This window comes from Streptomyces sp. NPDC005374 (assembly GCF_042872225.1).
Lineage (GTDB): Bacteria > Actinomycetota > Actinomycetes > Streptomycetales > Streptomycetaceae > Streptomyces.
In genome coordinates this window covers 39,207-56,534 of record NZ_JBIAKA010000010.1, presented here as the reverse complement: position 1 = coordinate 56,534, position 17,328 = coordinate 39,207, and the positions used below count along the sequence as shown (strand labels likewise).

At 69.6% G+C, this 17,328-nt stretch carries 15 protein-coding genes; 7 read left to right on the top strand and 8 right to left on the bottom strand.

Translation table 11 applies throughout. The annotated features are described in order from the left end of the window. Window positions 1–510 precede the first annotated feature (510 nt). Window positions 511–1,407, top strand: a complete 897-nt coding sequence (locus ACFYRX_RS25325; RefSeq protein ID WP_389103821.1) for an aminoglycoside phosphotransferase family protein — start codon at window positions 511–513, stop codon at window positions 1,405–1,407. A 221-nt stretch (window positions 1,408–1,628) separates the two neighbouring features. On the opposite strand, the gene ACFYRX_RS25320 is transcribed toward ACFYRX_RS25325, so the two are convergent. After that, the gene (locus ACFYRX_RS25320; RefSeq protein WP_389103818.1) at window positions 1,629–1,874 is read right to left on the bottom strand and encodes a MarR family winged helix-turn-helix transcriptional regulator; all 246 of its coding nucleotides are present in this window, start codon (window positions 1,872–1,874) and stop codon (window positions 1,629–1,631) included. Window positions 1,875–1,932: 58 nt separating this feature from the next. Here ACFYRX_RS25320 and ACFYRX_RS25315 point away from each other — a divergent pair, with 58 nt between their 5' ends. Then, complete coding sequence (locus tag ACFYRX_RS25315; RefSeq protein WP_389103816.1) at window positions 1,933–2,880, top strand: zinc-binding alcohol dehydrogenase family protein; 948 nt, start codon at window positions 1,933–1,935, stop codon at window positions 2,878–2,880. A 341-nt stretch (window positions 2,881–3,221) separates the two neighbouring features. Here the strand turns inward: ACFYRX_RS25315 and ACFYRX_RS25310 are convergent, their stop codons facing one another. After that, window positions 3,222–4,115: an alpha/beta hydrolase gene (locus ACFYRX_RS25310; protein WP_389103813.1), complete on the bottom strand. Its 894-nt coding sequence runs from the start codon at window positions 4,113–4,115 to the stop codon at window positions 3,222–3,224. 746 nt (window positions 4,116–4,861) lie between these two features. Here ACFYRX_RS25310 and ACFYRX_RS25305 point away from each other — a divergent pair. Next, window positions 4,862–5,677 (top strand): PhzF family phenazine biosynthesis protein, encoded by an 816-nt coding sequence (locus tag ACFYRX_RS25305; RefSeq protein ID WP_389103810.1) that lies wholly within the window; start codon window positions 4,862–4,864, stop codon window positions 5,675–5,677. A 7-nt stretch (window positions 5,678–5,684) separates the two neighbouring features. On the opposite strand, the gene ACFYRX_RS25300 is transcribed toward ACFYRX_RS25305, so the two are convergent. After that, on the bottom strand, window positions 5,685–6,485 hold the full coding sequence (locus ACFYRX_RS25300) for a CPBP family intramembrane glutamic endopeptidase (RefSeq protein ID WP_389103807.1): 801 nt from the start codon (window positions 6,483–6,485) through the stop codon (window positions 5,685–5,687). Between the two features lie 228 nt (window positions 6,486–6,713). On the opposite strand from ACFYRX_RS25300, the gene ACFYRX_RS25295 reads away from it, so the two are divergent. Continuing rightward, complete coding sequence (locus ACFYRX_RS25295) at window positions 6,714–8,492, top strand: substrate-binding and VWA domain-containing protein (protein ID WP_389103804.1); 1,779 nt, start codon at window positions 6,714–6,716, stop codon at window positions 8,490–8,492. Window positions 8,493–8,589: 97 nt separating this feature from the next. Here the strand turns inward: ACFYRX_RS25295 and ACFYRX_RS25290 are convergent, their stop codons facing one another. Next, window positions 8,590–10,107 (bottom strand): glutamate--cysteine ligase, encoded by a 1,518-nt coding sequence (locus tag ACFYRX_RS25290; protein WP_389103802.1) that lies wholly within the window; start codon window positions 10,105–10,107, stop codon window positions 8,590–8,592. A gap of 524 nt (window positions 10,108–10,631) precedes the next feature. On the opposite strand from ACFYRX_RS25290, the gene ACFYRX_RS25285 reads away from it, so the two are divergent. From ACFYRX_RS25285 to ACFYRX_RS25275, 3 genes are all read left to right on the top strand, one after another. Further along, a complete protein-coding gene (locus ACFYRX_RS25285) occupies window positions 10,632–11,201 on the top strand; it encodes a hypothetical protein (RefSeq protein WP_389103799.1) in 570 nt (189 codons plus the stop codon). 378 nt (window positions 11,202–11,579) lie between these two features. Next, a complete protein-coding gene (locus tag ACFYRX_RS25280) occupies window positions 11,580–11,777 on the top strand; it encodes a DUF5999 family protein (protein ID WP_389103796.1) in 198 nt (65 codons plus the stop codon). Window positions 11,778–11,957: 180 nt separating this feature from the next. Beyond that, window positions 11,958–12,995, top strand: a complete 1,038-nt coding sequence (locus ACFYRX_RS25275) for a LacI family DNA-binding transcriptional regulator (protein ID WP_389103793.1) — start codon at window positions 11,958–11,960, stop codon at window positions 12,993–12,995. Between the two features lie 6 nt (window positions 12,996–13,001). On the opposite strand, the gene ACFYRX_RS25270 is transcribed toward ACFYRX_RS25275, so the two are convergent. The 4 genes from ACFYRX_RS25270 to ACFYRX_RS25255 all read right to left on the bottom strand — a co-directional run bounded on the left by ACFYRX_RS25270 (window position 13,002) and on the right by ACFYRX_RS25255 (window position 17,226). Next, complete coding sequence (locus tag ACFYRX_RS25270) at window positions 13,002–14,039, bottom strand: endo-1,4-beta-xylanase (RefSeq protein ID WP_389103790.1); 1,038 nt, start codon at window positions 14,037–14,039, stop codon at window positions 13,002–13,004. Window positions 14,040–14,092: 53 nt separating this feature from the next. Further along, entirely contained in the window at window positions 14,093–14,857 is a 765-nt protein-coding gene (locus ACFYRX_RS25265; RefSeq protein ID WP_389104632.1) for a carbohydrate ABC transporter permease, read from the bottom strand. Window positions 14,858–14,925: 68 nt separating this feature from the next. Next, window positions 14,926–15,924 (bottom strand): carbohydrate ABC transporter permease, encoded by a 999-nt coding sequence (locus tag ACFYRX_RS25260; protein WP_389103788.1) that lies wholly within the window; start codon window positions 15,922–15,924, stop codon window positions 14,926–14,928. A 6-nt stretch (window positions 15,925–15,930) separates the two neighbouring features. After that, a complete protein-coding gene (locus tag ACFYRX_RS25255) occupies window positions 15,931–17,226 on the bottom strand; it encodes an extracellular solute-binding protein (protein ID WP_389103785.1) in 1,296 nt (431 codons plus the stop codon). Window positions 17,227–17,328 lie beyond the last annotated feature (102 nt).

Sequence of the window (17,328 nt, the reverse complement as noted above, 5' to 3'; positions counted from 1 at the left end):
CCCACCCGGTGTTCCATGGCGTGTTCCGCGGCTGGCACGCAAAGGCCGGCGCCTTTTCGGCGCTGCCGGACGCGCCTGTGGAGCCGGATGATCCGCGGCCCTGGTGGCACCGGCTGAGAGTTCGGCGGCAGGAACCGAGCGGCGGCGGACCTTCGCTCAGCCGGTCCCCGGCACGCCCCCGGGGCTGCCCTGCTCCCAGTGGGAGTGGTCGGAGCTGAGTGAAACACTCCACCCCGACCGCCGCTCGTGATGCGGGACCAGGCGTCGGCCTCGGCGTGATCAGGAAACTCCTCGGTCAGCCACATCGGCGTCCGTCCACGCCCGCGTACGAGTACGCACCGGCTCCCCGTCCACCAGCTCGCCGTTTCCCGGCCGTCGCCTGACGCCCGGCCCTACCGCCTCGCCGAGACAAAGGTGAGGAGCACCCCCCATTTACTTCCGGAGGCCGTGAAAGTTGATCTGGTCTGCTTCCGACGTTTCAGGTCCGACTAGCGGAAGAGCGCGCGAGAGATGACCATGCACGACGACCAGGTGGACGTGACCACCGAGACCGTTGCGGCTTTGATCCGGACACAGTTCCCTAAGTGGAGCGGCAAGACGGTACGACTCCTGCCGTCGACCGGGACGGTCAACGCCATCTTCCGCATCGGGAACGACCTCTCGGCGCGTTTCCCACTGCGTCCGGCCGATGCCGCCGAGGCGCTGACGTGTCTGCAACAGGAAGCCCGGGCAAGCGCGGAGCTGGCGCAGGTCTCGCGACTCCCTGCCCCTGAGCCTGTCGCCCTGGGAGAGCCTGGAGCGGGCTATCCCATGCCGTGGTCGGTCCAGACATGGCTGCCGGGAACGGTGGCCACGGAAACCGACCCGAGCGGGTCGGACGCTTTCGCCGAGGACCTTGCGGCCTTCATCGCAGATCTGCGGGAGGCCGCCACGCGGGGGCGGGTCTTCAACGGGGAGGGCCGTGGCGGCGTTCTCACGCACCACGACGACTGGATGACCGAGTGTTTCGAGAGGAGTGAGGGGCTGCTCGACGTGGTCCCGCTGCGCAAGCTGTGGGGCCGTCTCAGGGAGTTGCCGCGCACGGATGCCGACGTGATGAGCCATCGCGACTTGATCCCCGGCAACGTACTGGTCGCGCAGGGCCGGCTCAGCGGCGTCCTGGACACCGGCGGCTTCGGTCCGGCCGATCCCGCGCTGGATCTGATCAGCGCCTGGCATCTTCTGCAGCCGGGCCCGCGGGAAGTGCTCCGGAAGGCACTGGGCTGCGACGACCTGGAGTGGGAGCGCGGCAAGGCGTGGGCTTTCGAACAGGCCATGGGTCTGGTCTGGTACTACGCCGGGAGCAATCCGACGATGAGCAGCATGGGGCGCCGGACACTCGGCCGCATTCTGGAGTCGGTGCGGTGATGCCGCCGGTCCGGGCCGTGACGAGGACGATCACCTGCCGCCCGCACCGACAACAGCACCAACGCCAAGAGACCACCTGAGACGAGCGGGGCGAATCGGCCCAGATCATCCGAGACACGGATCCGACCGGGCCGAGAGAGAACACCTCGACACTCCAGACGGCCGACACGAGTCTCGCGGTCCGTCCGGAACGCCGACGCCAGGGCGTGGCGGCCGCGGTCTCAGGTGACGGGCGGGGCCGGCGCGTGGCGCGTCTGCCGGATCAGGACTGCGGTGGCGCGTTCCAGAAGGTCGCACAGTGCGGCATGTTCGGGGGGCGTGAACGCGTCGGTGAGCGCGCGCTCGAGGACGGTCACCTCCTGGTAGGCGCGGTCCAGCAGGGACCGCCCTTCGTCAGTCAGGGTGGCGATCTGCACCTTGGCATGCACCGGGGACGCCTCACGGCGGATGAGTTCCTTGGCCTCCATGTTGGTCAGGACACTGCCTGACTGTAAGGATACTGAGTCAACGCAGGGGGCTGTAACCATGAAGGCTGTTGTTCTCGATACCGACGACCACTACCGGATCGCCGAACTCGACGAGCCCACCCCCGGCCCCGGCGAGGTGGCGATCCGTGTGGCCTACGCCGGGATCCAGTGGGGCGACACCATGGTCCGGGACGGCCACTTCGCCGTGCCGCGCCCCTTCGTCCCGGGGTTCGAGGCGTCCGGGCACATCATCGCCGTCGGCGAGGGTGTCGACGCAGGCCGTGTCGGTGCCGCCGTCACCACGCTGACCGGCTCAGGCGCCTGTGCCGAGGTGGTCCTGGCGCCCGCCGCGCTCACGCTGGAGATCGGCAGCGTGCCGCTGAGGACAGCCGCAGGCCTCGGCTGGGGCGCACCGACCGCCTACGACCTCATCAACACGGCCGCGCACGTGCGACCCGGCGAAAGCGTGCTGATCCACGCCGCCGCCGGCTCGGTGGGCACGCTCGCCGCCCAGTTCGCCCGACTCGCCGGAGCAGACTGGATCACCGGCGTGGTCGGCACCGCGGACAGGGCCGACTACGCCGCACAGTTCGGGTACGACCGTGTCCTGCTCCGTGAGGAGTTCCCGGCCAAGCTCGGCGACGAGAAGCCCGACGTCATCCTCGACCCGGTCGGCGGCTCGACCCGCACCCTCGGTCTCCAGCGACTCGCCGCACACGGCCGACTGGTGGCCTACGGCAACCTGGCCACGTACGAACCCGTCCTCGCCGACACCAACGACCTCCTCATGCACGGCAAGTCGCTCCTGACCTACAACAGCAACCTGCTCGGCCGGACCGACCCGGAGCGGCTCGCCGACAGTGCCCGCCGCGCACTCGACCTCGTCGCCGACGGCAAGGTCCGCACGGACATCACCGCCGAGTACGCCCTCGGGGACCTGGCCACCGCTGTGCGGCGCCTCGCCGAAGGCACGACCCTCGGCAAGAGCATCCTCCGCGTCGCCTGACAGGACGCGGAGGGCTCCGGCAACGGGAGGTCCCCCGCGATGAACCCCGGCAGGGGGAGCGGCGACTTCCCGCGCGGCCGCGAGCACCAGCGTCCCTGCGTCGCGCGCCGCGGCCACGAGGAGACACCGCGTCATGCGCCGCACCGGACGCGGCGCCCAACGACCAGCGCATCCCGGGACCTACGGCGGCCACCACTCGAGGAGTGGGGCCGTGCGCCTGGGCAGTGTGGCGCTGTGACGACCTCGGCCGTCGCCGCCGCACCACCACTCGGAGCGGCACCGACGGGCTGCTCACCCGGGGTGGCGCGGGAACGCAACTCCCTTGATGCGCCCGGCCGATGTCAGTCGTTCAGAGCGGTGCGCAAGGTGGTGGCCATCAGGTCGATGGCCTCCTTACCGGCGGGTACCGGGCCGGTGTGGGTGAAGTAGTGGTCGACGCCCTCGAAGGTGCGGTGGATGACCGGGACCCCGGCGGCCTCCAGGGCCTTGGCGTACGCGTCTCCCTCGTCGCGCAGACGGTCGTTCTCCGCGGTGACGACCAGGGCGGGCGGGAGTCCGGCGAGGTCGTCGGCGAAGCTCGGCGAGACGAGGGGCTGGGCACGGTCGGCGGGGTCGGGGACGTAGGCGGCGGTGAAGATCCGCATGAGTTGGGGGGTCAGCAGCGGCTTGGCGATGAGGGACCGCTTCGTGGCCGGGTCGGCGACCTGGTCGAAGGGCCCCGAGTCGAGGATCTGGAGCCGGGGCGAGAAGGTGCCGCGCTCCCTGGCCAGGCGGCAGACCGCGGCGGTCAGGTTGGCCCCGGCGCTGTGTCCGCCCACGGCGAGGCGGGAGCCGTCCCAGCCGCCGGCGGCACCGTTCTCGGCGACCCACGCGGTGACGTCGTAGGCCTGGTCGACAGGGACGGGGAACTGCCGTTGCGGGGCGACGGCGTAATCGACGTTGATCACGACACAGCCGGCCGTGGCGGCGATGTAGCGGCAGATGTGGTCGTCCTGCTCGGGCCGGGCGATCACGAACCCGCCCCCGTGGAAGTTGACGTACACGGGGGCGGGGTCGCCGGCGGTGTCCGACGGGCGGTAGACGGTGCACGTCACCGGTCCGGCGCCGGTCTCCACCCGAAGGGTCTCCGTGACGGCCGGGATGTCGGTGAACTGCAGGTCCTCGTGCACGCGGGACATCACCCGGCCGAGCAGGAGCTGGATCCCTCTGGCCTTGATTCGGGGGCTGAACAGCATGGCGAGGCACCTACCAGTACAAGGTTAAAGTAACAGGATTCCTGATAATGAACGCTCGCCGGTCATCGCGCAATGGGCAGGATGCCGCTCCGTCGCCGACCCGGCCACAGGGTCTTGGGACTCCCGACACTGTGCAGCTCGGGACCCCGGGTCGTGGACGCCGTACATGTCCGTGAAGCGTTCGACGTCGACACGGACCTGGCGATGCAGCCAGGACTTCGCGGGCGGCTTGCCCGGCGACCCGGCGGTGACGACCCTGCCGCGGTGAAGCCTGCTCGACGGCGCCGCCGACCGACACGGACGACATCAGGTGCGAGGACACCGAACAGCCCTCGCCGTCCTCCTGCGCACTGCGCGACCTGACGCCGCGTGCAGGCTCTTGCGGACGGCGGCCGTCAGGCCATCCCGTCGTGGCCGCCGTCGAGAATCTCACGCAGCAGGCACCTTGGACACGCTCTCGCGCACCTGCACGTCCGCGGCCATGACCGGTGCGATCAGCAAAGCCGATCGCAGAGCAGGACCGATCGCGGTGAGCAGCGCCGATCGCCGTCAGCAAGGCCGATCGCGAGGACATGAGTGTGCTCCGCCACGGTGCGTCCTCTGTCGCCGGGGCCCGGTCCGTGAGGCGCCGATCGGCCGGGATCAGGGACGGGTCGCGACCCGGATCACCTCATGGACCGAAAATGAGTCCAGCACCCCGTAATTGGCCTTGTCCCGGCGACGAGAGCACGCCGTACCGTCGCGCCATGCGCATCCGAATCGTCGACGCCTTCACCGACCGCCCCTTCGCCGGCAACCCCGCCGGGGTCCTGCTCCTGGACGACTCCTTCCCGGACGACGACCGGCTCCAGAACATCGCCCTGGAGGTCAACCACGCCGAGACGGCCTTCGCCCACCGGCTTCCCGGGGGCGGCGAGGCCGACTGGGCGTTGCGCTGGTTCACGCCCGCCACCGAGGTGAACATGTGCGGTCACGCGACGCTCGCCACGGCCCACGTCCTGCACAGCACCGGCGCCCACGAGGGCCCGGTGCGGTTCGCCACCCGCAGTGGCGTCCTCACGGCGACTCCGGGCGAGGACGGCTCGATCACCCTGGACTTCCCGACGGCCCCGCTGACCCCGGTCGGCCTTCCCGACGGGGTCGCCGAGGCGCTGGGCGCCGAGCCGGTCAGCGCGTTCGACACCGGCCCGAACATCGGGGACCTGCTGCTCGAACTCCCCGACGAGAAGGCCGTGCACGCCCTGCGCCCCGACCATAAGGCCCTGGCCGCCTACTCCGCGCGCGGCGTCATCGCCACCGCCCGAGCCGAGAACCCGGCGCTCGGCTACGACTTCGTCTCCCGCTGCTTCTTCCCGAACGTCGGCATCGACGAGGACCCGGTCACCGGCAGCGCCCACACCGCCCTGGCTCCCTACTGGTCCGAGCGCCTCGGCCGGACACGACTCACCGGACTGCAGGCATCGCCCCGCTCCGGCCGGGTCCGGACCGAACTGCGCGGCGAGCGCACCCTGTTGACGGGGCGCGCGGTCACCGTCATCGAGGGCGAGCTGCTGGCGTGGTGAGTCGCCCTCACGCCGTCGGCAGCCAGCCGACCTTCCCCGCGAGCAGCGCGTACCCCACGAACGCACCGATGTCGAGCAGGGAATGCGCCACCACCAGGGGCCCCACCCGGCCCCAGCGCCGGTACAGGTAGACGAACACCACGCCCATGACCATGTTGCCGATGAACCCGCCGACGCCCTGGTAGAGGTGGTAACTACCGCGCAGTACGGAACTGGCCACCAGCGCGGTGCCCGGGGTCCAGCCCAACTGATGGAGCCGACGCAGCAGATATCCGACGACGATCACCTCTTCGAGGATCGCGTTCTGCATCGCCGAGAGGATCAGCACGGGGTACTTCCACCACACGTCGGGCAGCGCCTCGGGCACCACGGTGAGGTTGAAGCCGAGACCGCGCGCGGCCAGGTAGAAGGCGATTCCGGTGCTGCCGATCACGGCCGCGATCCCGGCCCCGCGGGCGAGGTCGGGCCCGGGCCGGGTGCGGTCGAAGCCGAGGGTCCGCAGGCTCCCGCCCTCGCGCAGCAGGAAGTGCGCGACCAGCAGTACGGGCACCAGGGACGAGGTGATCCCGAAGAGCTGCCAGGCGAGATCCAGCCAGGGGCGGCCGGGTGCGGCCGAGGCATTGAGGGTCGCCGCCTGGTCCTTGAGGCCCCCTGGTTTGGTGACCGATCCGACAAAACTGATCAGCGCGGACACACCGCTCGCACCGAGCGAAAGCCCCAGAACGAGCAGTGTCTCGTCACGGAAGAACTTCCGTGAGAGCGCCCTCTGCGGAAAAGAATCGGCCACAGCCCCTGCCTCCGCCTGCACACCTGCCTCCAGTTGAGTAATCCCGCCTCATCCCCATCGCCGCCCCGCTAAGGTCCTTCGAAAGCACTTACGAAGATCGTGGGGACTTACGAACATCGTGAGGACTTACGAACATCGTGCGCGACAGGCCGTCGGGGGGACGGACGCCGTACGGGGGCGTACCTCCCTCCTTCCTGCCGGATACGGCTGTCCAGGCACGGGGAGTCGACAGGGAGGGGCACCACCGTCATGGGACGTCACAGCTTGCCCGATCAGTATGGGGCGGGCGGCAGCGACCCCCGCCCACGCACGCGACGCCGCTCCGTGGCCATCGCGACGGCACTCGTTCTGACCGTCGCCGGCGGTACGGCGGCCGCGGTCCGGGGCGGCCTGTTCTCCTTCGGCTCCTCCTGCCAGGACGAAGCGGTACGGATCGAGGTCGCCGCCTCCCCCGATCTGGCCCCGGCGTTGCGCACCGCGGCGGAGCGGGCCCGTGACGAGAACCTCACCTCCGACGGGCGCTGCGTCGACATCACGGTGACCGCGCGCGAGTCGTACAAGGTCAGGGACACCCTCGTGGCCGGCAAGGATCCCGGCGTACAGGTGTGGGTGCCGGACTCGGACGTGTGGGTGGAGCAGATCTCCGCGGACGGCGGCGCGACGGAGGTGGCCCGCGTCGGCAACGTGGCCTCCAGCCCGGTCGGGATGGCGATGGTGCCGGCCGCCGCGAAGTCGCTGGGCTGGCCGAAGAAGACGTACGGCTGGTTGGAGCTGGCGGGCGCCGCTCTGCAGGGCGACTCCCTCAGGCTGGGCGCCGCCGACCCCGCGCGCAGCGCGACCGGACTGCTCGCCCTCACCCGGCTGAGCGGTGCGGCCGGTCAGGGGGAAGCGGGTCAGACGCAGGCCGCGGCGATGATGAAGACGCTCTCACAGCGCATCTCCGACAGCGACGGACAGCTCGTGGAGACGCTGCCACGGGACTCCACGGGCACCGAGCAGGGCAATCCGAAGCGCAACCAGGGGCTGGTCCTGTCCGAGCAGGCGTCCTTCGCGTACAACTCCTCGGCCGACTCGGGCAGCGGTCTGGACTTCTTCTATCCCACCGACGGTTCACCCCGGCTCGACTACCCCTACGCACTCGTCGACGAGAAACGGCTGTCCACGGACGAGAGCCGGGCGGCGATCCGGTTCATGACGTATCTGCGCAAGCCCGAGCAGGAACAGCTGCTGACGGACCAGGGATTCCGGACGTCCGACGACCAGGTGTCGGCCACGCTGGTCGCGAAGGCCGGGGGCAAGGTGCCGCAGCCGTACACGGAGGCGGCCGGTGAGCCCGCCTCGGCGACGGCCCTCCAGGAGGCCCTCGGGACCTGGACGATCACCGTGCAGAGCGCGCGGATCACCACGGTCGTGGACGCGTCCTCCTCCATGTCGGAGCCCGTGCCGGGCACCGGCCGCTCCCGGATGGATGTCACCAGGGCGTCCCTCCTCCAGGCCCTCGCCACCTTCACCCAGGAGGACGAGATCGGGCTGTGGGAGTTCTCCACCAAGCTCGACGGCGACAAGGACTACAAGGTCCTGGTGCCGACGGAACGCCTGGGCGGCACCGCGGACGGGGGCGGCACCCAGCGCGAGCGGCTGTCGGCGGCGTTCGGCGACCTGGAGCCGGTGCCCGGCGGCGCGACGGGGCTGTACGACACCACGCTCGCCGCGTACCGGTCGGCGGTCTCCTCGTACGCCAAGGGCAAGTTCAACGCGCTGGTCGTGTTGACCGACGGCGTGAACCAGGACCCCGGGAGCATCTCGCGCGGGTCGTTGATCTCCGAGTTGGAGGAACTCTCCGATCCCCGGCGACCGGTCCCCCTGATCGTGATCGCGGTGGGCCCCGACGCCGACCGCGCGGAGGCGGAACAGCTCGCCGAGGTGACCGGCGGCTCCGGTCAGCAGGTCAACAACCCCGCCCAGATCCACACGGTGATCCTGAAGGCGATCGTCGCGGCGGGCGCCCAGGGCGGCAGCACCAGCTGACACCCGGGGGCCGCGCACCGTCGCCGCTCTTCCGCCGGCCCTGGTCATCCGCCACGACGGCGCAGCGCGGCGCCCTCGCCTGTCGTCCCCGGGGGTCTCACCCCAGCGGCGCCGGCTCCGGCAACCCCACCGGCCACGTGTGCACCGGCTCTCCCTGGTGCATCAGCTCGCCGTACCGCCGCGTCGTGGCCGCCAGTGCCGCGTCCCGGGAGAGCCCCGCCTCCAGTGCCCGGTGGAACGTCGCCGCCTGCCAGGACGCCCCGTTGGCCCGTCGCCGGCACCGCTCCTCGATGACCCCGAGGTAGAGGTCCCGGTCGGCGGGCTCGACGCCCCACGCCGCGAGGCCCGCCTCGGCCAGCGGCAGCAGTTCGTCGCGTACGAGGCTCACCGCGTCGACCTCGACAGTGCCGCCGTACCGGCCGCGCCGGGGCCAGGTGAGGCGGGCGTCGATGCCGTAGCGGCACGCGGCGTCGAAGTTGGCCGCGGCCGCCTCGAACGGCAGCCTGGTCCACACCGGCCGCGGCTCCTCGGCGAGGGCGCGGACCAGGCCGTAGTAGAAGGCCGCGTTGGCGATGACGTCCGTGATGGTGGGCCCGGCGGGCAGTACCCGGTTCTCGACACGCAGGTGCGGGACGCCGTCGGCGATGCCGTAGACCGGCCGGTTCCAGCGGTACACCGTGCCGTTGTGCAGGACGAGTTCGGCGAGCGAGGGCACGCCGCCCTCGTCGAGGACCTTCAGCGGGTCCTCCTCGTCGCAGATCGGCAGGAGCGCCGGGTAGTAGCGCAGGTTCTCCTCGAACAGGTCGTACGCCGAGGAGATCCAGCGCTCCCCGAACCAGGTGCGCGGCCGTACGCCCTGGGCCTGGAGCTCGGGCGGACGCGTATCCGTGGACTGCTGGAAGAGCGGCGGCCGGGACTCGCACCACAGCTCGCGGCCGAACAGGAAGGGCGAGTTGGCGCCGACGGCGATCTGCACGCCGGCCACCGCCTGTGCGGCGTTCCACACGTCGGCGAAGCGGCCCGGGGTGACCTGGAGGTGCAGCTGCACGGAGGTGCAGGCGGCCTCCGGGGCGATGGACTTCGAGGTGCAGGTGAGGCGTTCCACCCCGTCGATGTCGAGGACGAAGTCCTCACCGCGCGCGGCCACGATCTGATCGTTGAGCAGGGTGTAGCGGTCGATGTCGGAAAGGTTGGAGGAGACCAGGTCGTCCCGGTCGAGCGTCGGCAGAATGCCGATCATCACGATTCCCGCGTCGAGCTCGCCCGCTTTACGGTCGGCATATGCCAGCGAGGTACGGAGTTCCTCCGCGAGCCGGTCGAATACCCTGCCCCCCAACCGGTGTGGGGCTATGTTGACTTCCAGATTGAACATGGCGAGTTCTGTTTGGAAATCTCGGCTTGCGATGCGCTCGAGGACCTCCCCATTCAACATTCTCGGCATACCGTCGGCGCCGACGAGATTCAATTCGATCTCCATCCCCATGAGGTTCTTGGGGCGATCGAACCGCTGCTCCGCCAGGAGCCGCTCCAGCCCCGTCAGGCACCTACGGAGCTTGTCGCGGTAGCGCTGGCGATCGGACAGGTCGAACCCGCCTGCCACGACCTTTTCCCCCATCGAAGGGTCCCTCCTCGATGCGTCATTGATTCAGGTGGGATGATGCCCAGCCGGAACGATCGGTAACGTCCCACGGCGGCCCCGAGCCCGCTAAGCTGACGGATGTGACCGGTGGCACATTCACTCGGCATGAAGCGCTCAACAGTTCCGAGTGCCCCGAAGAACTCGTGAAAAACGCCGACGAGAACGGGCCGACCGCTTCCCCGACATTTACCGAGGTCACCGCCGTCAGGTCCGCATGGGACCAGGATGATTCCCGCGTAAAGCCGACCGAAGGACCCCTTGCCCCGCGCACCGAAAGCGGCTAGACGAAACACCGTGTGAACACATGTCGTATAAACTCCGCGAACAAGGCAGAGGGTTGGCACCCGCGGTCTGATCCTGCCGTCAGGTGACGTACGGCAATTCTCCTGCGTACCCACCTCACCGGACCCCGGCCCCCGCCTCTCTGACCCCGTGAGCTGACAGCGCCGTCCGCCCCCGCCCTCGCGCCACCATGCCTGTCGAATGAGAGGCGACCCACCATGCCGCTGCATGTCCCCCCGGCTCCCGCACCAGCACTTCGCTCCGTCCTCACCGCACTCGGTTCGCCCACCGCGGTCCGTGAGGCCCGGACCCCTTCCCTGTTGCGCGCCCAGGGACCCGTCACGCCCGAACTTCCACTTCCCGTACACGTCCTGGACGGCGGCGGCGCCACCCGGCTGACCGGGTGGCGTTTCCTGATCCGCTCCGGAGAGCGCTCGGTGGCCGCGGCCGAGACCATGCTGACCCCGGACGGCTGGGCCTTCTCGCACTTCTTCGAGGGCCCCTACATCGCGTCCACCGAGCGTGCGCTGCGTCAGGCGGAGGTGATGCAGCAGTCGTACCAGCCGCGCCTGCTGTCGATTCCCGGCCTGTACATGCTCGCGCTCTGGCTGCACGGCGACTGCGCGGCGGACGCCGCCACGGGCCGTCTGGCCGCCACCGATCTGCTCGTCCCGCTGGCGCCGGCCCCGCCCGGGATCGCCGCCCACCGCCCGCACCGGGCCGCCGAACTGCTCCCGGTGCTGACCCATCGGGTGACTCCGGCCCCACTGCTCGGCTCACCGGCCTGAGATCCAGGCTCCGAGGCCCTCGTACCCCGCCCCGAATTCCGGGTAGCGGGGTACGACTCTGTTTTCGGCGCCATTATGGTCGTACGGAATCACTCAGGGGTCCCTGGGAAAACCATTTGCTCGTACGAGCGGATAATTGCTCGGACGAGCCGAACAAGGTCTGGGGCCAGGTGGACTAGCCCCAACAGGCCACTGCGAACCACCCGAAGGGACAGTGCAGTTGGGATGAACCGTCCAGCCGGGTGATGCGTCATCAACCTGTGAAGAAGTGGTGATGCGAAATACCTGCGGATTGACGTCCGTAGGGCAACACTGGGTTCAGACTGAGTAATCACGACGGGGGACGTCATGACCACAACACAGCGAAAGATCCCACCAATGTGCCAGCACCAGTCACCGTGTCCCACAGCCGACTCCGCCGACCGGGATTCCGCCCGCCTCGTGGCGCACCACCCGGAGCAGGGCTGGAGTCTGCTGTGCAACGGCGTTCTGCTCTTCGAGGACACCGGTGAGCTCCTGCCCGACGGCCGGGTCATCGCCCCGCACCGCCCGCTCGCGGGGGCCACGGCCGCCTGAGCACGTTCCAGGCGGCCGCCGAACCGCCCGGAGACCATGAGGGGCCGGCTCGCAGCGCCTGTCTGCGCACCGGCCCCGACGCATGTCCGAGGGCGATCACTCACTGTGACGCCTTGTGTATGGGCCCACCTTTCCGGAAGACTCCTGGAAGTTTCGAGGCGGAGACGCGGAGGTGGGCAAGTGACTGCAGGCGAGGCCGACGCCGAGACCCGGGGCAGGGTCACCATCACGGAGATCGCCCGCCAGGCCGGGGTCTCGGTGCCGACGGTGTCCCGGGTGGTCAACGGCCGCTCGGACGTCTCCCCGCGCACCCGTGCCCGAGTCGAGGAACTGCTCCAGCAGTACGGCTACCGCAAGCGCCCCGCGGCCCGCGGCACCCGCGCCGCCCTGCTCGACCTGGTCTTCAACGACCTCGACAGCCCCTGGGCCGTGGAGATCATCCGGGGGGTCGAGGAGGTCGCCCACGCGGAAGGCGTCGGCACCGTGGTCTCCGCGATCCACGGCCGCTCCGGCGACGCCCGCGAGTGGATGCGCAACCTGCGCGCCCGCGCCTCCGACGGCGTCATCCTCGTCACCTCGGCGTTGGAACCGGTCCTCCACGACGAACTGCGCGTTCTCGGCGTCCCGTTGGTGGTCGTCGACCCGGCCGGCTCCCCCGCACTGGACGCCCCCACCATCGGCGCGGCCAACTGGTCGGGAGGGCTCGCGGCCACCGAGCACCTGCTGTCGCTGGGCCACCGCAGGATCGGCCTGATCGCCGGACCGCCCCGACTGCTGTGCTCACGTGCCCGCTTCGACGGCTACCGGGCCGCCTTGGAAGGCGCCGGACTGACCCTCGACGAGTCGCTGGTCGTACCCGGCGACTTCCACCCGGAGTCCGGATTCGCCGGCTGCGAGAAGCTCCTCGACCTTCCCGAGCCGCCGACCGCCGTGTTCGCGGCGAGCGACCAGATGGCGCTCGGCGCGATCGAGGCGCTGAGGCGGCGAGGTCTGCGCGTGCCGGAGGACCTGAGCCTGGTGGGTTTCGACGACCTTCCGGAAGTCCGCTGGTCGGCGCCCCCGCTGACCACCGTGCGCCAGCCGCTCGCCGACATGGGCAAGCTCGCCGTCCGCACGGTCCTCGAACTGGCCCGCGGCGAGCGCCCCGACTCGCCGCGGGTGGAGCTGGGCACGGAACTGGTGGTGCGGTCGAGCACCGCACCACCAACCCCCCGATGAGCCCGGCTACTTCAGTGCCGCCCGGATCGCGGCGTACGCCGGCTTCGGCTTGAGCTGCTCGTCCCACGGCAGGGCCGCGCCCTGGCCCTCGAAGAAGGCGGGGATCCAGCTGTACTTGTCGGTGTAGTCCCAGATGGTGATCCCGACACACCGGCGCACCGCGAGGCACGCGTTCGTCAGGTCGGCGTACCACTGCGCCTGTTGGGCCAGTTTCTCCTCGGTCGCGGGCAGGATCATCCGGATGTCGACCTCGGTGAGCGCGGTGTCGAGACCCAGCTCGGAGAAGCGCCGCAGATTGTCCTCCAGGGTGGCCGGATAGCCGTACTGAAGTGCCAGGTGGGCCTGGAGGCCGATGCCGTCGAGCGGGACATGCTGCGCCTTCAGCTCCTTGGCCAGGGCGTAGTAGGCGTCGCTCTTCGGGCCGACTCCCTCGATGTTGTAGTCGTTGAGGTACAGCTTGACCTTGGGGTCGGCCTGGCGGGCCCAGCGCAGGGCGTCGGCGATGTAGCCGGGGCCGAGCGTCTTGTAGAAGACGGTCTCGCGGTAGGTCCCGTCCTCGTTGAAGGCCTCGTTGACGACGTCCCAGGCGAAGACCTTGCCCCGGTAGTGCCGCACCTCGGTCTGGATGTGCTTCTTCAGTACGGCCTTCAGCTCGTCCGCCGTCCACTCCTTGGCGGTGATCCAGCCGGGCAGCTGGCTGTGCCACACCAGGGTGTGGCCGCGCACCTTCTGGTGGTTCGCGCGGGCGAGGTTCACGATCTCGTCGCCGTTGGTCCAGTCGAAGACGCCCTGCTGGGGCTCGGTGGCGTACCACTTCATGCCGTTGCCCGGCGTGATCTGGTCGAACTCGCTGCCGAGGATCTTCTTGTACGGCCCGTCGACGAGTTCGGGGTTGTCGGTGGCACTGCCGAAGTAGCGGCCGTGCCGCTGGGCGAGGTCGGCGAGGGTGGGCGTTTTGCCGTGGGCCTGGGCAGGTGCGCCGAGCCCGGTGACCACCAGGGCAGCGGCCAGGACTCCGACGAGTCTCAGACGGTTCTTGCGCATGGGGCGACTCCTCACGTACAGGGGGTGGGTGAGCCGTACTTTTGAAAGCGCCGTCAGCCCTTCGTGGCCCCGGCGGTCAGTCCGCCGACGAGCTGCCGCTCGGCGACCGAGTAGAAGGCCAGGGCAGGCACCATCGCCAGGACGAGATAGGCGAAGACACGGGCGTACTCCGCGGAGTACTGGCCCTGGAACTGCTGTACGCCGACGGGCAGCGTCCACCACGTGTTGTCGGTGAACACCAGCAGCGGCAGCATGAAGTTGTTCCAGCTGGTGACGACGGCGAGCACCGAGACGGTGCCGAGCGCGGGCCGTGCCATCGGCAGCAGGATGCGCCAGAAGAAGCCGAAGGGGCTGCACCCGTCGAGGGTGGCCGCCTCCTCCAGCTCCCCGGGGATCTCCCGGAAGAAGGCGCGCAGGATGATGATCGTCATCGGCAGTCCGAAGGCGGCCTGCGGCAGGATCACGCCCAGCGGGTTGTCCAGCAGCCCGAGCGAGCGCAGCAGCAGGAACAGCGGGAGCACCGCCACCGCGAAGGGGAACATCAGCCCCATCGTGAAGAGCGTGAACAGCGCTTCGCGACCGCGGAACGCGAAACGTGCGAAGGAGAACGCGGCCAGCGCGGACGCCGCGACGACGAGCACCGTCGTACCCACCGCGATCAGCGTGCTGCTGCCGAGCAGCCGCCAGAAGTCGCCCGTGCCGAGGATGTCGGTGTAATTGCTGATCAGCCAGTGCCGGGGCAGTCCGAAGGGGTTGCTGGAGAGCTCGTCGGTGGACTTGAACCCGGACAGGACGGCGTACACCAGAGGTACGACCATCACCGCGCCGGCGGCGACGAGGATCGCGTGCAGGGGCAGGGTCCGTGCGGTGGTGGTCCTGCGGGCGGTCACTTGCCGTCCCCCCTCATCGTCGTGGTGGCCCCTTCGAGGTCGCGGCGGAGCACGAACCGCTGGTAGGCGAGGGCGAAGACGAGGCAGATGCCGAACATGACCACGCTGATCGCGCTGGCGTAGCCGACCTGGTAGCGCTTGAAGCCGTACTGGAACATGGTCACGGCCATGGTCTCGGAATGGTGGTCGGGGCCGCCCTGGGTGACCACCCACACGAGGTCGAAGAGCTGGATCGAGCCGATGACGGAGAGAAAGACGCTGATGCGCAGGGTGGGTGCGAGCAGCGGCAGGGTGACGTTGCGGAACCGCTGCCAGGCGGAGGCGCCGTCGATGAGCGCCGCCTCGGTCAACTCCCGTGGGATCGACTGGAGTCCGGCCAGGTAGAGCATCATGTGGAAGCCGAAGTACTTCCACGTCATGACCAGGAAGAGCGTCGCCATCACGTAGGAGGGGTCGGCGAACCACAGCCCGCCGACGCCGTCGAGACCGACCGCGCCGAGGATGTGGTCGGCCAGTCCGGAGTCCGGGGCGAAGACCATGCTGAACAGCACGCCGGTGATCGCCTCGGACAGGACGTAGGGCGCGAAGAACAGCATCCGGTAGACGGCCCGGCCGCGCAGCCGCTGGTTGAGCAGGACGGCCATGGCGAGCGCGAAGGGCAGCTGGAACGCGAGGGAGAGCACCACCAGGACGAGACAGCGCCACAGGTCGCCGAGGAAGACCGGGTTGTCGAAGAGCGACGTGAAGTTGTCGACGCCGACGTAGTCGGAGGGCATGCCGAAGCCGCCCCAGCGGAAGAAGGCGGCGTAAAGCGCGAACAGCATCGGCAGCAGGACCATGCCGATGAACAGCACCAGGGCGGGCAGCTGGAAGGCGACGGCGGTGAGCCAGTGCAGTACGCGCCGACGGCCCCGCCCCCGGGCCCTGACTGATTCCGGGGGCGGGAGATCGGTGCCCGGACCGCTCCGCTTGTCTGCGAGGAACGTGGAGGTCATCGCGGGCTACTGCTCTTCCTTCGCCGTCTGCGTGATCGACTGGGCGACCTGTTCGGGGGACTTGGAGCCGGCGATGAGCGCGGCCACGCTGTCGTTGACCTCCTGGCCGACGGCGGGGGCGTACGCCTGGTCGAGGTAGAGCTGGAAGCCGGTGGCGGCCTTCAACTGGGCCTGTACGAGCTTGAGGTTGGGGTCGGTCATGGCCTTCTCCGCGTTCGGCAGCACGGGAAGGACGCTGGTCTTCTTGACCAGTTCCAGTTCGGTGGCCTCGGAGGCGAAGAACTTCAGGAAGTCGACCGCCGCCTGCGGAGCGCCGCGGCGCAGGGCGTGTCCGCCGCCTCCGCCGAACACCTCGGTGATGGCGCCCTTGCCGCCCTCGACCGCGGGGAACGGGAAGAAGCCCAGGTCGGCTCCGAGCCCCTTGCCGGCGTCGGCCTCCACGGCCGGGGCCCACTGACCCATGAGTTCCATGGCAGCCTTGCCGTTGCCGACGGCGGCCGCCTGGCCGGTGGGCGTGGAGTAGGCGGCGTTCAGGAAGCCCTTCTGGAAGGGCTGGAGGTCCACGAGCTGCTTGAGGTGCCGGCCGGCCTCGACGAACCCGGCGCCGGTGAAGTCCTTGTCCTCGCTGGCCTTCTGGAGGGCGTCGATGCCGGCGGTGCGCATCGCGAGGTAGGCCCAGTAGTACATGCCGGGCCACTTCTCCTTGCCCGCGAGGGCGATGGGCGTGATGTTCTTCGACTTCAGCTTGCTCACGGCCTCCAGGAAGCCGCCCCAGGTGGTGGGGGGTTCACTGACGCCGGCCTGCGCGAAGAGCTTCTTGTTGTACCAGAAGCCGATCATGCCCATGTCGAACGGGATGCCGTAGAGCTTGTCATCGAGGAGATACGGCTCCTTGGTGACCTTCAGCAGACCGTCGGCCCACGGCTTGGTCCTGTCGGTGAGGTCCTCGACGAGCCCGGCGTCGACCTGCTGCTTGAGGACGCCGCCGCCCCAGGTGTGGAAGATGTCGGGAAGCTTCCCGGAGGCGGTGAGCGCCGTCATCTTCGACTTGTAGGCGTCGTTCTCCAACTGGACGATCTTCAGCTTCACCTTGGGGTTCGCGGCCTCGAACTTCTTGGCGAGGGCCGCCCAGACCCCCTTCGCCGGCTCGGTGGTGGAGATGTTCCACCACTCCACCGTGGTCGTGCCGTCGGACGACCCTCCGCCCGAGTCGCCGCCGCAGCCGCTCAGTGCCGCCATGCCAAGACCGGCCGCGGCGGACGCCGCCAGAAAGCCACGGCGGGACAGTGCCGGGTCGCCCATGATGCGCTCCTTGAGTACGGGACGGAGCCGTCCTTGTCCGTCCTGCGGTCCGAAAGTTTCGAAGTAGATCCAGAAACCTTCGCTGCTGCCGCACCCTAGAGA